Below are 13,990 nucleotides of genomic sequence, written 5' to 3'. Positions count from 1 at the left end.
CCGTGCCGACCGACAGTCCGTTCACTGACAAAGGTCTCGTTCGGGGTGCGCTCTACGCCGCACCGGCTCGGCTCCAACAACGGACCGGTGCCCTCCACCGGGCGAAGATCGAAGGCGCCGACGCCACAGCGACGATCGTCGATCTAGCGGTCGAGGCGGCGCCGCATGCGCAATGCATCCTTGACATCGGATGCGGACGCGGGACCAGTACAGTCCAGTTGGCGAACCGCTACCCCGAAGCGCACCTCGTCGCGATTGACCAGTCGAAGGCGCTCCTCGACGTGGCCGCTGAACGCCTGCGGTCGGCCGGCCACCATCCCGACGTCGTGGTCGCCGACTTCCACCAACTGCGGGTCGCCACTGGAACCGTGGATCTCGCAGTGGCCGCCTTCTGTCTCTATCACTCCAGCCAGCCCGACAGTGTGCTCACAGAGATCGCTCGCTGCCTCCGACCGGACGGCGTCATCGTGGCTGTGACCAAGTCCGCCGACAGCTATCGCGAGATCGACGAGGTCATGGTCGCCAGCGGGATGGACCCGGATGCGACGCGACGGCCGAGCCTCTATCAGAGCTTCCACTCCGCGAACGCGGAGAACGCGATCGAGAGCGCTGGCCTCATGGTCCGCGGGCGCATCGACGAATGCCACACCTTCCGATTTAGCGACGCCGAGCACCTAGCCGAATACGCCGGTACAAGCCCCAAGTACCAGGTGCGCACCGACGATCTCGTGGAGGCGCTTCGCGCCGAGATGCCTGAGTACGGGCTGACCACTTTCTCGACCGTCACCTATCTATTAGCAGCGCGTCCATGACCTCGCCGGTCTTCGTCAAGCGCCACCCGGACGCCGCCTGCGTGCTCGCCGCCCGGCGCCACCGCGACTGGCTGGAGCAACTCGGAAGCGGTATCCGGCTCCCGCACGCCCACCCCGGAACCGGCACGCTTCAAATCCTCGAACGCATCGAAGGACGCCAGCCAGAGATTCGGGACCTGGTCGACCTCGCGATCGTGCTCGGCAGACTCCATGGCACCGCCTACCAACAGCACCTGCACGCCGCGCAGCTCGACGATCCATTCACCGCGACGCCCGCGCTGACGATTCCTGACTTCTGCGCTTGCCGGCAGCAGGTGCTCGCGCGCTTCGACGTTCCGGTCGGCGGCGACGTCGCCTTCTACAAGGACGCCAATCTCCGCAACTTCCTCATCACCACCGACGGGCCCGCAGTCGTCGACTTCGACGACCTCACCCTCGCGCCGTTCGGCTACGACCTCGCCAAGCTCGTCGTCTCCCTCGTCATGACCTACGGCTCGATCGCGGCTTCGGCGATCCACGAGGCGCTTGACGCATACAACACCGCGGTCGTGCACGCAGGTGGCCCGGCGTCGTCCGCCACCGCGTACGACCTCGCGCTCTACGCCGAGATCCACCACGTCCTCACCGCGCGCTACCTGCACCGCAACGGCTACGAGCACTCGTGGGCCGACACGCGGCCGTGGCCGATACCAATCTGACCTGCTGCTTCCCGAAGGAGCGCGCCACCGTGGCAGTGACCACCGAACTCGTCGTCGTCCGACACGGCGAAGCCAGCTGCAACGTCACCGGCACCGTCGGCGGCGACCGTGGATGCACCGGGCTCAGCCCTCGCGGTCACGAGCAGGCGCGGAGGCTCGCCGCCCGCCTCGCCGCCGAACATCGAGATCGGCCGTTCTGCGCGATCTACGGCACGCCCCGCCAACGCGTACGAGAGACCGTCGCCACCGTGGCGTTCGCGTTGTCCAGCCAGCCGACCATCGTCGATGACCTGCGCGGTCCGGACCACGGCGAGGCCGACGGCCAGCTCTGGAGCGAGATGAAGACGGTGTTCGGCGGCCCGCCTCAGCATCGGCCCGACGAGCCGTACGCGCCCGGAGCCGAACCATGGAACGTCTATCTCGACCGAGCCCATCGCACCTTGCGGTCGCTGCTGGACGAACACGTCGGCGACCGCATCCTTGTCGTCGCGCACGGCGAGACCATCGAGGCGGCCCACACCCTGCTGCTCTGCGTTCCCTCCGAGGTGCGAGTGACCACCGGATACGTCACTGATCACACCGGCATCAGCCGCTGGGAGCGGCACGTCAACCGCTTCGATCGGGAGACCTGGATGCTCACTGCGCACAACGACACCCGCCACCTGGCGGAGCCATGCGCGTAGCAGCGCCCGCAGACGAACTCCTCACCCTCTGCCGCCAACTGGTCGATCCCGACGCCCACCAGGTGGCGCTGCATCCTGGCCACGACGGAACAGCGGTGTTACGGGCGTCGACCTCCGCCGGCGAGGTCATCGTCAAGGCGCATCGAAGTCCCGAGCGTCACCACCAGGAGGTCCACGCCTACCGGAACTGGGTGGGTGTGCTCGGGGATGGCGCGCCCGAGATCGTGGCAGTCAGCACCGACCCTCCAGCAATCATCGTCGCCGCGATCGCCGGCCAGCAACTGAGCGAAGCCTCACTCGATTGCGAGGAGGAGGCTTCCGCGTACTCCCGGGCAGGCGCGCTGCTGCGGCTGTTCCACGACGCGGGTCCACCCCGGCTCGAGCCGGACATCTCCATACGGCTGGCGGAACGGGGCGAATATTGGCTCAACCGGGGCCGGGACGTCATAACCGCTGCCGAGATCGCAGACGTCCGGGCGCACCTTCACGCGCTGACGGAACTCGCGCCGATCGAGGCCGTGCCGTGCCACCTCGACTTCATGCCGCGCAACCTGCTGGTTCGTCCGGGTGGTGGAGTAGCGGTGATCGACTTCGAGCACTCCCGATACGACCTTGCAGCTCGCGACGTCGTGCGCCTCGCGGACCGCGTGTGGCCGGAGCGGCCGGACCTTGAAGAGGCCTTTCTCGCGGGGTATGGGGCACTGGACGAGCGCGATCGCGAGGTCATCGCCCATTGCATCCCGTTGGACAGGCTGACCGGCACCGTCCGGCACTCAGAGGCGCGCTCGGTATCCCTTCAATAGCGTTCTTCCTGAGGCCCGATAGGTGGCTGAGCTGGCCGAAGTTGCGGGAATGGATCACGCCGACTGCGCATAGGCGGCGTGGGCTCGCGGCCCAGGCGGCCTTTCCGCACGTTCACGGCGCTGTGGAGTCGAGCAGGGTGGCCGGTAGGGAAGCCACACGAAAGTACGGGCTCCAGTTCGATGCTGCGCTTCGGTGTTTGCAGGCTTGGTACCTGCAGGGGGAAAGGCTCGGCGCCCGGAGGATGTGAGGTTCCGCTGCTCGGGCCCCGGCCAGCGGACGGATTCGCCGGACGCAGTCGGTGCTTCCGCGGAGCGTGGGGTGAACCAACCGGGAAAGCGGTTGGCCCAGTCGCGAGTTCCGGGCAGGTCGGCGGCCTTGGGTACCTGCCGTTGGCCTGCGTAAACAGGTGTAGAGGGGCTCGCGGGAGCTGGTTTCGGTTCGGGATGAGGGGACCAACCAGGGCAGGCGAGTTGTAGAGCGCGGTGGGCATCGGCGGCGACCGCGCACTCGCCAGGGGCCAGGTTGGTGCACTGCCAGTTGAGACAGCGGCCGTCGGCTCCTGGTTGATGGGCGGCAGCGACGTCGTAGGCGACCCTCCAGAGCAGTGGGTCGGCGACGCCGGCCGGGAGCTCTGCGGTGTCGCTGGGGCGTGCGCGTGGGTGCTGGTCCATTAGGTGCGCCTCCGATCGGCGGGAGCAGGTGCCGTCCGCCCAGATGCGCCGCCCAGGAACGGGGAGGCGGTCGGTTCGGAGCGGTGGGAGGCATGGACGCTCGACTTCGGCGATGGATCAAGTCGCGCAGAGGGACTCGCCCGCGCGAGACGGATGAGGCACTGAAGTAAGGGACGCTGCCGACGAGGCGCGCGGCGGGGCGCGCGGGATGCCACGTAGTGCCTCCTGGCCGGGTCGCCGAAGAGGGAAAGGGCGGCTCTTTGCGGGCCGCACCGGCGTTCGGTGCCCCGGCCCGGGGCGCACGGCGAACCGAATTGAGCAGCCGAGACCTGGCTCAGCACGTCGCCGCTCATCGTCGGTGCGAGGAGCACAGCGCACATGACAAGGCTGGTTACGAGAGTGAGCGGAATCGCGGGCTTCGACAGCGGTGCAGGCGGGCTTCACGCTGGCGGAATTGCGTCCAGCGTCAGGCGGAATCGCATCGCGGCACAGTCGAGGCGTCAGGTGGCGGGTTGGCCAGTGGCGTGGATGGGGTGAGGGCGTCGCGGTCGGCGACTGAGTACAGGTTCGATGCGCCGAGTTGCTGGTCGGTCAGGGAAGGGCCGGTGCGGCCGTGCGGAGGCTTCGCCGGGAGGTGAGAGTCGACCGGCCCTGGTTAGGGCGGGTGGACGGGTCCACCGTGTGAGGTGCCGGATCGGCGAGGTAGTCCGGGCAGCGGGACCGGGTGATGCGTGTGAGTTGGTTTGGTGGTGACAGAACGTTAGCTCGGTGCTCTCTCACGATCGCCCGGACAAATCTCTCCGACCCCCCGTTGACCTGCGGTGTAAGGAACCGGGCAAGTGCGGGATGGGAGTGAGAGCACAGCCGGCGGCTCGCGACGGCGGGCTGGGCTCTACCGGTCGGCCTCCGTATCGGCATAACGGCCCTGGTTGAGGACGGAGCCGACGGGACCGTGGTCGCTGGGCAATTCGTGGAGAGCCCAGCGATGGTGGGGGTTGGCGGCCAGCAACCAGGACTGTTCGGCGGGATGCCGGTCGTGGGTGGACGTGGCGACCGGCATCGGGGTCGGGCGCTCGTCGGCAAGGGCATCAAGGAGATTGGCTTCGCGAGCGGCGCTGGGCACGCGGAACAGGACTGGGTATCGGGGTCCGCCGTTGGCCAGGCGGGTGTAGGCGCCGAGTTTGCGTCGCACGACGCTGAGAGGTTCGGTGCCGTTGTCGTGCTCGAGGAAGAACCCGACGGTGCGGCCGTCCGCTGTCCAGACGCCGTGCCCGTCGGGGCGGATGCCGGCGAGGTCGTGCACGTCAGTGGCGTGCTGCTCGGACCACCATCGGTTCAGGCGTACGCCGGGGTGGGTGCGGGCGTGGCCGATCAGGTCGGCGAAGAACTGGTTGACCCCGAGCAGATGCCGTAGCTGGCGGGAGCCGGCGACGGAACCAGTCCCGGCTGATGTGCCCATCGGCGTCGGTGGCCACCGCACGCGGAGTGCGGGGCGAATCCTTCCCCGCAGCGCGGCGGGTAGCCCGGTAAGCGGCGACGGCGTCCTTGCAGTGGCGGCACCGGCAGCGAGCCATCCCGTACGCAGTCGGAGTGCCATGCCGATAGGTGCGACCCTGAGCGTTCGGTTCGGTCCATCCGAGGGTGGCCGGGTCTGGCAGCACGTCCGGGATCCGTCGGCGGGATTCCGTCGGTGGTTTGTACGAGAATAGGAGGTCGTCCGGACCGAGGTCGTTTGCCTTGATGAAGGCGACCAGCTTCGCCGTCAGGTGGCGGGCCAGCCGGATCGGACGGGTCTCCTTGTCCTTCGGGTAGTTCTTCACCAGGAAGCGCCCACCGTCGGGGTGGAACTTGGGGTTGAGGAGCACCACCGCGCGGGAGACCGTGAGCAGTCCTTAGGGCAGGCTCAGATCCAGATCCTTGATGCGAACCTCGGTCAGCTCACCCCAGCGCATGCCGGTCTCGATCTCGGTCCTCACCAGGAGGCGAATCGCGTCGCCGTCTAGGGCCGCGTAGAAGGTGTCGAACTGCTCCGGCGTGACGATCTGCCGGGGCTTGCGAGGGACCGGCGGCGTCTTGACGCCCTTGCCGGGGTGCAGAGCGATGATCTGATCGTTGAGCGCAGTCGTGAAGATCGAGTCAGCGATGACCTTGCTGTAGCGGATCGCGGCGGCGCCCGCGCCGTCTTCCTTCTCGAGCTTGAGCACCCACTCGCGGATGTGCACGGGCAGGATCTCCGCCATCCGCATCGGGCCCAGCTCCGGCAGGATGTACTTGTTGAGCTGGTAGGCGTAGCTCTGCCGTGTCGTCGCCTCCATGACGTGGTTCGGGAACCACTCCTGCTCGACGTACCGGCGGAACGTCTGTCGCCCGCGTCGGCGGTCGCCGACCTTCCCGGCGGCGATCTCGACTTCGGCGCGCTGCCAGGCGTCGTCGGCTGCCTTCTTGGTGCTGAACGTGCCGGCTGACCGTTCCTTCCCGCGTACGTCCCAGTAGAAGGCTGTGTACCGCGGCTTGCCGTTCGCGCCGATCCGTTTCCGTGAGAACCCCACGTCTTACTCCACTGGTTTGACCGTCATTTGACCGTGGACCCGGAACCATAGGCCGTCACCGAAAATCACGAAGCGGCATATCAGTAGGCCTCTGAACAGGAGTTTAATCGAAATTCCGAGAGTCTCCAGTGGACATTTCTAACGGCAAATGGCGTCTACGGATCAAGAGGTTGGGGGTTCGAGTCCCTCCGAGCGCGCGTCTGGTTGAGACAGGTCAGAGGCCCCGCAGCCCTACTCCGGCGCGGGGCCTCTGTCTTTCCCGTCGAGCGTAATCACGCGGCCGCCGAGGCCGGGGCGGCCACCTGGTACCGGTGCGTGCCGCTCCGCTTGGCGCGGTACATCGCCAGATCGGCGGCCCCCAGCAGGCCCCCGGCGCCCAGCGAACCGTCCTCGTCGAGCGTCGCGACGCCGATGCTGGCCCGCAGCAGGAGCGGGCCGGCGCCGGTCGGCACCGGCGTCTCCATGCGCTCCAGGATCCCCTCGGCCAGCGGAACCGCTCCGGCTGGATCGGTCAGCACGACGCCGAACTCGTCGCCGCCGAAGCGGCCCGGTACGCCACCAGCGGGCGTCGCGGCCCGGCCGTCCGCGCAGGCCGCGTCGAGCGCCCGGCCGAACTCGGCCCGGTTCACCAGGCCGGTGAGCGAGTCGTGGCTCGCGGCGTAGGCCCAGCGACGCGGGCGCCCACCCCGTCCCGTACAGGAACGCGGTATCGGCATCCGGCGGCCAGGCTGAGAGGTAATCGACCTCCTACTCGGCGTCCGACCCGCTGATCAGCGTCGTCGCCTGGCCCGTACCCCCATCCGACCACTCGATCCGCCCCAGCCACCGCCCCGGCGTAGCCGGTCCCGGGCTGTTCATCCGCAGCGGCCGGCCCGACGTCACCGTCCGCTCCGCGCTCGCCTCGCCGTCCGAGTACGCCGCCGACACCAGATACGAATCCATCCGTACCGCCACCGGCTCCGTCCCTGGCGCCGCCACCAGCCGCACGTACACGTCGTACGTCCCCGCGCCCGGTGTCGACAAATCGACCCGCTCGCGGGCCGCCGGACCGCCACTGCGCCCCACGCGCACGCCCCGCCGATAGACCGCCAGATCGACGTCGGTCCCCACCGGATAATCCGCCGGATCGAGCGCGAACCGGGCCAGCGCACTGTCCTTCGGCACTCTCACGGTGAAGTGCGCCGCCGCGCCTCGGGTCAGCCGCGCGAAATGCCCGACCGCCGGCACCGGCCCGACCATCCGCGCCGACAGCCGCCCGGTGAACCCCGGCACGACGGTCAGCTCCCGCCCCAACGGCACCTGCGCCGGCGCCGCCACCACAACAGGAGTCACCGCGACCGGAACCCGCACCGTGTGCCCACTCCCGGCCTCCCGGCCCGCCCCACTCCCGGCCTCCCGGCCCGCCCCACTCCCGGCCTCCCGGCCCACCCCACTCCCGGCCTCCCGGCCCACCCCACTCCCGGCCTCCCGGCCCACCCCACTCCCGGCCTCCCGGCCCGCCCCACTCCCGGCCTCCCGGCCGGCCGAACCGCTCACCCACGTCAAAGACCCTGCCGCCAACTGGTCGTACGGCGCCGACACCCGCCGCAACGCAACCGTGAACGACGCCCGCTCCCCCGGCCTCAACGTCAGCGTCCGCGGCTCCACCGCGACCTCGACCCCGGCCGGTTCGTCGACCTGCACCCGATACGTCTCTTCCGCGTCCCCGACGTTCGTCACCGTCCGTCGCACCATGCGGACGCCGGCCAGCGAGCCGATCGTGATCGACGGAGTGTTCTGAGCGCTGTAGGGCGCGGTAGCGGCCGCGGCCGAGTCGAAGACGAGGCCGGGATCGAGCGCGGCCGACACCGACAGCGCACCCGCGCCGTACTCCGCCGGACCGGCGATCTCGCCACCCTGGGTACTGATCGACGTCGGGTCAGCGGTCGTGACCAGCGCCGACTTCACGGCGGCCGGGGACCATTCCGGGTGCTCGGCCCGAATCAGCGCCGCCGCCCCGGCGACCTGCGGCGTCGCGACCGACGTCCCCGAGCGCAACCCGAACGAGTCCTCACCGTCGGCGGCGAGCACGTCGACGCCGGGAGCCAGCAGGTCCGGCGCGAGCGCGTCGCCGTCCGGGCCGCGGGCCGAGAACTCCGCGACCTCGGGCCGGGTGGCGCCGTTCGAGAGCATCCGGGCCGGTTCGAGCCGGGCCGTCGGGGCGGACGCCGACCGCAGGTACGCGCGGAGCCGCTGGTACGTCCGGGAGTCGATGTGCACGGTCGGTACCGAGTGCCGGTCGGCGGCGACCGCCTCGACCCCCGGGTTCGCCAGCACCATGCCGACGCCACCGGCCCGCGACACCTCCTCGCTCTTGTCGAGCCGGGAGTTGCCGCCGCGCAGGCAGACGACGATCTTCCCGCGCACGTCGGCGGGGTCCAGCTTCCGGCACTCGGACCCGGCCACCAGCGGACGGTCCGGCACCCCGGCGCCCAGCCCGGCCCCGGTGAGGCGGGTTCCGTCCCCGAGCCGCACGGCCGCGGCCGGATGCCGGTCGTACGTGCCCGCGCCGACGGTCGTGATCCACGGACGTCCGTGCGCGGTCCCGGCCGCCGGGCCGTCGTTCCCGGCCGACGCGGCCACGAACACGCCGGCCTGGGCCGCCCGGTAGAGCGACGTCGACAGGGGGTCCTCGCCGACCGGGGCCGCGGCGGCCCCGTCGATCGAGACGTTCAGTACGTCGACGCCGTCGGAGACGGCCTGGTCGACCGCGGCCACCGTGTCGGACGTGGCACAGGTCGCCTCGCCCTTCACGCGCCAGCAGGCTTTGTACGACGCCACCCGGGCCGCCGGCGCCACGCCCGACACCGCCCCCAGATCCGCCGGCACGTCGGCGCCCCCCGCAGCCACCGCGGCCGCGTGCGTGCCGTGCCCGTCGGCGTCCGCCGGCGATCGAGGATCCGATGCGTCCGCCGTCTTCATCCCCAGCCCGCGCAGGTACCAGCGCCCACCGCTCAGAGCCCCCCGACACCGGAACCCGTCGACGATCCGCCCGCTGTCGCAGATCCCCCGGTACCGAGCCGCTCCCGGCCGCCCGCCGGCAAAACTCGGGCTCCCGGCCGCCACCCCGGTATCCACGACCCCGATCACGACGCCGGCCCCGGCCCGGGGCACCCCACCGGCCGAAGCCCACGCACCCCCGACCCCGGGCAGCCCCAGGAACTCCCCGGTTCCGGCGGGCGACACCGCGTCCAACGTATGGACCGAATCCCGCACCACCGACCGGACCCCGGGCAACTTCCGCAGGGCCGCCACCTGCTCCGGGGTCAGCTCGGCCGCGAACCCGTTCACCGTCCACCGGTACGAGTACACCGGGCGCACGCCGGGCAGAGCGGCCAGCACCTCGCGGCGCCGCCGATCCAGGTACTCGCCGTACTTCCGCACCGCCTCCGAGGAGAGCCCGACCCGCTCCCCCCGGCGAGGCCGCGTCCCCGCGAGCCCCTCGCGCCCACCCGGATACGCCGCGATGGGCTCATCGCTCAACGACACGATGTGCATCACCGCCGGGGTGACGTCAGCCTGAGCAGCCGAGCCTGGAAGCACCACCGAGCAGCAACCACAGACCAGTCCGGCCAGGGTCGCGGTCCACGCGGAACGGTGCTGGTCCGTGGACGCCGCCTCTCATCGGGTAACACGCAGAGTGTACCCAAAAGGGGCGAAATCAGGCGAGCTGATCCACCGGCACCGGAGGCGCGATGTGCACCCGCAGACCCCTCGCGACCAGCGCGTCCAGCACGTCCTTGGTCACGTCCGAGTCGGTGATCACCGCGGTGATCGAGCTCAGGTCGGTGACCCGGTACGTCGACACCCGGCCGAGCTTCGTCGAGTCGGCGAGCACGTAGCGCTCGAAGCTGCGCGCGATCATCTGCCGCCGGACCGCGGCCTCGTCCTCGTGCGACCCGGTGAGGCCGGCCTGCGGGTGCACCCCGCCGGCGGAGACGAGGGCCACGTCCGCGAACCCGCCGGCGAACATCCGCTCGGCCTCGGGCCCGGAGACCGCCAGCTCACCCTCCCGGGGCTGGCCCGGGGCCATCTGGACCCGGACGCCCGGGTAGTCGGCGAGGTGGTCGGCGACGTGCCGGGACGCCGTCAGCACCGAACCGGACCAGTCGCCCGGTAACGCCTTCGCGGCCTCCAGCAACGTGGTGCCCATGTCGAAGACGACGGTCTGCTGCGGCCGCAGCAACCGGATCGCGTACCGGGCGATCGCCCGCTTCGCCGCCACCTGTGAACCGACCCGCCGGTCCCAGCTCTCCGACCGTTTCGGCGCCCGCGTAGCGCCGCCGTAGACCCGGGTGAGCTCGCCACGGCGTTCCAACTCGTTCAGATCACGCCGGATGGTTTCCAGCGAAACACCGAGCTGGTTGGCCAGATCGTCCGCCCGGACCATGCCCTTCGTGCCCAGTGCGGTCACGATCTGTTGGCGGCGCTGTTCAGGGACCATCGCTCCTCGTCGGGGAAAGACGTCAGGAATGGACGCTGCCAGCCTCACTATTACACAACGGCGGCTCACAGTCCTCTCTGGACGATCCTAGGACCCCTCGGAAAGCGCTCGCATCTGGGGCCCGGCCCGAAGGCCAGGCCCCACTCAGGACAATCAGTGCTGATAGGTCGGAACCACCAGGGCCCGCGCCAGCGTGTGGAATGCGAGGTTGAAAGACACTACGGCCGGAGTGGCGTCCGAGTTCACGTCGAGCGCCTCGACGTCGACCGCGTGGACGACGAAGTAGTAGCGGTGCACCTGGTCTCCGGGCGGCGGAGCCGCACCGCCGTAGTTCTTCGTCCCGTAGTCGTTGCGGACGTGGAACGCGGCCCCGGGCAGGCTGTCGTCGCTCGCACCCGCACCGGTCGGCAGCGACGTCGTCGACGCCGGCAGGTTCACCGCGAGCCAGTGCCAGAACCCGGACGGCGTCGGGGCGTCCGGGTCGAAGCACGTGACGACGAAGCTCTTGGTCTCGGCCGGGAAGCCCGACCAGGAGAGCTGCGGGGAGACGTCTTGCCCTCCGGCGTCGCCGGCCACCTGGGCGAGGTCGAGCTGAGTGTCGGCGGTGACGTCGGTGCTCGTCACCGTGAACGACGGGACCGCGGGCAGCAACTCGTACGGATCGGGCGCCTGCGGACGGTCAAGCGGCATGGATTCCTCCTCGTCGATGGATCCCGTCGGTGGATCCGCAGAAACCCTGCCACGCCGCTACGACAATGGCGCGCGCCGGGCACGATGGAGTTTTCGCCGCCCCGCCCCGGGGTACTGCGAAGCAGCAATTCACCGACCCCGGAGGTTCCCGTGCTGACCGACGTCGCCCGCCGCGTGGCGGACCCGGCGGAGAAGCTGCTCACCCAGTCGTTCCGGTTCGCCGGGTGGGTGGTCGGACGCGCCGCAGGTCCCGTGTTCAAGCTGGCCGGAGCGGCCGGCCGCCCGGTCGTCCAGACGCTGGGAAGGCTCAGCCCGGGCGCCGCCGAGGCCCTGTGGGGGCTGCTCCCGGGCCGTCGGCCCCCGGTGACGCCCGAGCCTCCCGCTCCGAAGATCGTCCGGCCGCCGCACGTCGCCACGGTGCCGACCGCCGGTGGCGCGCCCACCCCGGCCGCCGCCCACGCCGAGGCGGCCAGCCTGCTCTCCGAGGTGACGCCGGCCGCGGCTTCCACCCCCGCCGACGAGCTGCCGGTCAAGAACTGGGACGGCCTCACGATCGCGGCGATCCGCCAGCGCACCCGCAACCTCGACGACCGCGACATCCTGACGCTGCTGGCCTACGAGCGCGCACACGCCGCCCGCCCGGCCGTCGTCCTCAACCTGGAGAACCGCCTCGCGAAGCTGCACCGTCCGAACGGCGCAACTCCGCAAACTACCTAAATACCCTATAATGGGCGCTTAGCGGTATTCAGGCGTCAGGGGGCGTGGATGGCGGGCCGGATCGACCGGGACGCGCTGATCGCGCCCTACGACGTCGTGGGACATCCGCCGGCCCCTGACCTGACCGCCCTGGCCGAACTCGCCGCCGACCTGTCCGGCACGCCGACCGCGATCGTCAACCTGATGGGCGAGAGCAAGCAGCACTCGGTCGCGACCTACGGCCGCTTCGAGCCGGGCGTCTGCAACCGCAGCGACTCGATGTGCAACGTGATCCTGGACGAGCCCGGCCAGGTCATCATCAACGACACGCTCGACGACCCGCGCTTCGCCGACAACCCGTACGTCACCGGCGAGCGCGCGAACTTCCGCTTCTACGCGGCCACCCACCTGCGCAATCCACAGGGCCAGGTCCTCGGCACGCTCTGCGTGTTCGACGACGAGGCCCGCAGCCTCGACGACCGCCGCATCCGTGGCCTGGGTCTGCTCGCCCGCCAGGTCGACGACGCCCTGGAGCTGCGCAGGCGCACGTCGAAGCTGGTCGACGCGGTCGCCGAGCTGGCCGAGGTGCGCGCCGAGCTGACCCGCTCCAACGAGGCCCTGCACGCGTTCGCCGGCCAGGTCAGCCACGACCTGCGCAACCCGCTCACCGCGATCAACGGCTTCCTCGAGGAACTGCAGTACAACGTCCCGCACGACACCCCGTCGTCGGAGTACGTCGCCCGGGCGCTGTCGTCCACCCACCGGATGAGCGACCTGATCACCGACCTGCTCGGCTTCGCCAAGCTCGGCGGCGAGCTCCGCCGGGAGCCGGTCATGCTCCGTAACCTGGTCGAGGAGGTCCGCCACGACCTCGCGCCCGCGCTGACCGCGGTCGGCGCCCACCTCGACGTCGGCCCCCTCCCCACCGTCCGCGTGGATGCCACCCAGATCCGCGCCGTCTTGCAAAATCTGATCTCCAACGCGGCCAAGTACCGGCACCCCGAGCGCCCGCCGCTGATCGCCGTCCACAGCGCGCGTCAGGACCACGCGTGGCGGATCGAGGTCGTGGACAATGGGATCGGCGTCCCGCGCGACCGTCGCGAGGAGGCTTTCAGCCCCCTGACCCGCGTCCACGACCCGCACGACTCCAGCGCCGAGGGCGCCGGCATCGGGCTCGCCACCGCGCGCCGGATCATCACCGCCCACGGCGGCCAGATCGGCCTGGATGCCAGCCCGTCCGGCGGCACCGTCGCCTGGTTCACGCTCCCCGACCCGACCGAGGGTGGTCCCCTAGGCGGTCCGCCCACCCCTCGTTCGGCCCGCGTCTTTTGATTACGCCGCCCGGCGAACCACCGCAGGCACGCCCGCTCCTCCATCAGTGGCCCACGACGCGCCCCTCGCCCCCGCCCCGCGACGGCCGCCGGTACTGGTGACCGTCCGGACGAAGTGCGCCGCCCTCGTGATCGACCTGTGCCAGCCCAGGGCGGCCCGCCGCCCGGCCGTTGGTGAGGCCGGGGGCGGGTCGCTGGCCGGCCGCCTGGACCGTCGCGCGCACCAACGGACCGGCGAGGAACCTCAGCGGGTGGCGATCGGAACGGCGCCGCCATCCGCCGATCCCGACCAGTCGGAAGCAGTCGCGTAACAGCCCTCCGGCGCTCGGAATCCGCGACCGCGGTCGCCGCGGCGGCGGAGCCCCTCGCCGTTCTCCCGCACAGGACGTCGTCAGTCAATGACGCCGACCAATGGCATCGAGGTACCCGCGGTCCAGCGAATTCGCTCAGAACGGTGGCGTGAGAACCCAGCGGCCACTCGCTCAATCTGGAAGCCACCCCGCGCGCGGACCCGATTGCGGCGACATGGCGTCTTGGATCCGACGACCCGACCAGCGTCTGTCTATGGAGTTA

The 13,990-nt window shown here is 70.5% G+C and carries 12 protein-coding genes; 6 read left to right on the top strand and 6 right to left on the bottom strand.

Features of this window, described 5'->3' with window-relative positions; genetic code table 11:
• Positions 1-2: 2 nt before the first annotated feature.
• The 4 genes from FL583_RS27655 to FL583_RS27640 are packed head-to-tail and all read left to right on the top strand — an operon-like array spanning position 3 to position 2,996.
• Entirely contained in the window at positions 3-812 is an 810-nt protein-coding gene (locus tag FL583_RS27655) for a class I SAM-dependent methyltransferase (protein WP_142707773.1), read from the top strand.
• Positions 809-1,510, top strand: coding sequence for a phosphotransferase (locus FL583_RS27650; protein WP_142707772.1), 702 nt, complete (start codon positions 809-811; stop codon positions 1,508-1,510). The genes FL583_RS27655 and FL583_RS27650 overlap by 4 nt, the downstream gene beginning before the upstream one ends.
• Positions 1,474-2,193, top strand: a complete 720-nt coding sequence (locus tag FL583_RS27645; RefSeq protein WP_205752499.1) for a histidine phosphatase family protein — start codon at positions 1,474-1,476, stop codon at positions 2,191-2,193. Before FL583_RS27650 ends, FL583_RS27645 begins: the two co-directional genes overlap by 37 nt.
• Positions 2,184-2,996 carry an aminoglycoside phosphotransferase family protein gene (locus FL583_RS27640; protein WP_142707771.1) on the top strand — a complete coding sequence of 271 codons (813 nt, stop codon included), beginning with the start codon at positions 2,184-2,186 and terminating at the stop codon, positions 2,994-2,996. Before FL583_RS27645 ends, FL583_RS27640 begins: the two co-directional genes overlap by 10 nt.
• Before the next feature lie 1,564 nt (positions 2,997-4,560).
• Here the strand turns inward: FL583_RS27640 and FL583_RS27630 are convergent.
• From FL583_RS27630 to FL583_RS27605, 6 genes are all read right to left on the bottom strand, one after another.
• Positions 4,561-5,127 carry a replication-relaxation family protein gene (locus tag FL583_RS27630; protein WP_205752498.1) on the bottom strand — a complete coding sequence of 189 codons (567 nt, stop codon included), beginning with the start codon at positions 5,125-5,127 and terminating at the stop codon, positions 4,561-4,563.
• A 433-nt stretch (positions 5,128-5,560) separates the two neighbouring features.
• Positions 5,561-6,217: a tyrosine-type recombinase/integrase gene (locus FL583_RS27625; RefSeq protein WP_142707768.1), complete on the bottom strand. Its 657-nt coding sequence runs from the start codon at positions 6,215-6,217 to the stop codon at positions 5,561-5,563.
• Positions 6,218-6,489: 272 nt separating this feature from the next.
• Positions 6,490-6,933 (bottom strand): GGDEF domain-containing protein, encoded by a 444-nt coding sequence (locus FL583_RS27620; protein WP_142707767.1) that lies wholly within the window; start codon positions 6,931-6,933, stop codon positions 6,490-6,492.
• Between the two features lie 31 nt (positions 6,934-6,964).
• Complete coding sequence (locus tag FL583_RS27615) at positions 6,965-9,739, bottom strand: S8 family serine peptidase (protein WP_170323891.1); 2,775 nt, start codon at positions 9,737-9,739, stop codon at positions 6,965-6,967.
• Positions 9,740-9,917: 178 nt separating this feature from the next.
• Positions 9,918-10,700: a DeoR/GlpR family DNA-binding transcription regulator gene (locus FL583_RS27610; RefSeq protein ID WP_142707765.1), complete on the bottom strand. Its 783-nt coding sequence runs from the start codon at positions 10,698-10,700 to the stop codon at positions 9,918-9,920.
• Positions 10,701-10,853: 153 nt separating this feature from the next.
• Complete coding sequence (locus FL583_RS27605; RefSeq protein ID WP_142707764.1) at positions 10,854-11,390, bottom strand: YbhB/YbcL family Raf kinase inhibitor-like protein; 537 nt, start codon at positions 11,388-11,390, stop codon at positions 10,854-10,856.
• Positions 11,391-11,540: 150 nt separating this feature from the next.
• Here FL583_RS27605 and FL583_RS27600 point away from each other — a divergent pair, with 150 nt between their 5' ends.
• Complete coding sequence (locus tag FL583_RS27600; RefSeq protein WP_142707763.1) at positions 11,541-12,107, top strand: hypothetical protein; 567 nt, start codon at positions 11,541-11,543, stop codon at positions 12,105-12,107.
• A 48-nt stretch (positions 12,108-12,155) separates the two neighbouring features.
• Positions 12,156-13,418, top strand: coding sequence for a sensor histidine kinase (locus FL583_RS27595; protein WP_142707762.1), 1,263 nt, complete (start codon positions 12,156-12,158; stop codon positions 13,416-13,418).
• Positions 13,419-13,990: the final 572 nt, after the last annotated feature.

This window comes from Cryptosporangium phraense (assembly GCF_006912135.1).
Lineage (GTDB): Bacteria > Actinomycetota > Actinomycetes > Mycobacteriales > Cryptosporangiaceae > Cryptosporangium > Cryptosporangium phraense.
Note: the sequence above shows the minus strand (reverse complement) of the source record. Positions and strands in the feature narration are given on the sequence as shown.

Coding starts and splice junctions, on each gene's coding strand:
- FL583_RS27650 (WP_142707772.1), top strand. CDS start 809: ATGACCTCGCCGGTCTTCGTCAAGCGCCACCCGGACGCCGCCTGCGTG.
- FL583_RS27640 (WP_142707771.1), top strand. CDS start 2,184: ATGCGCGTAGCAGCGCCCGCAGACGAACTCCTCACCCTCTGCCGCCAA.
- FL583_RS27630 (WP_205752498.1), bottom strand. CDS start 5,127: ATGGGCACATCAGCCGGGACTGGTTCCGTCGCCGGCTCCCGCCAGCTA.
- FL583_RS27620 (WP_142707767.1), bottom strand. CDS start 6,933: ATGCCGATACCGCGTTCCTGTACGGGACGGGGTGGGCGCCCGCGTCGC.
- FL583_RS27610 (WP_142707765.1), bottom strand. CDS start 10,700: ATGGTCCCTGAACAGCGCCGCCAACAGATCGTGACCGCACTGGGCACG.
- FL583_RS27605 (WP_142707764.1), bottom strand. CDS start 11,390: ATGCCGCTTGACCGTCCGCAGGCGCCCGATCCGTACGAGTTGCTGCCC.
- FL583_RS27595 (WP_142707762.1), top strand. CDS start 12,156: ATGGCGGGCCGGATCGACCGGGACGCGCTGATCGCGCCCTACGACGTC.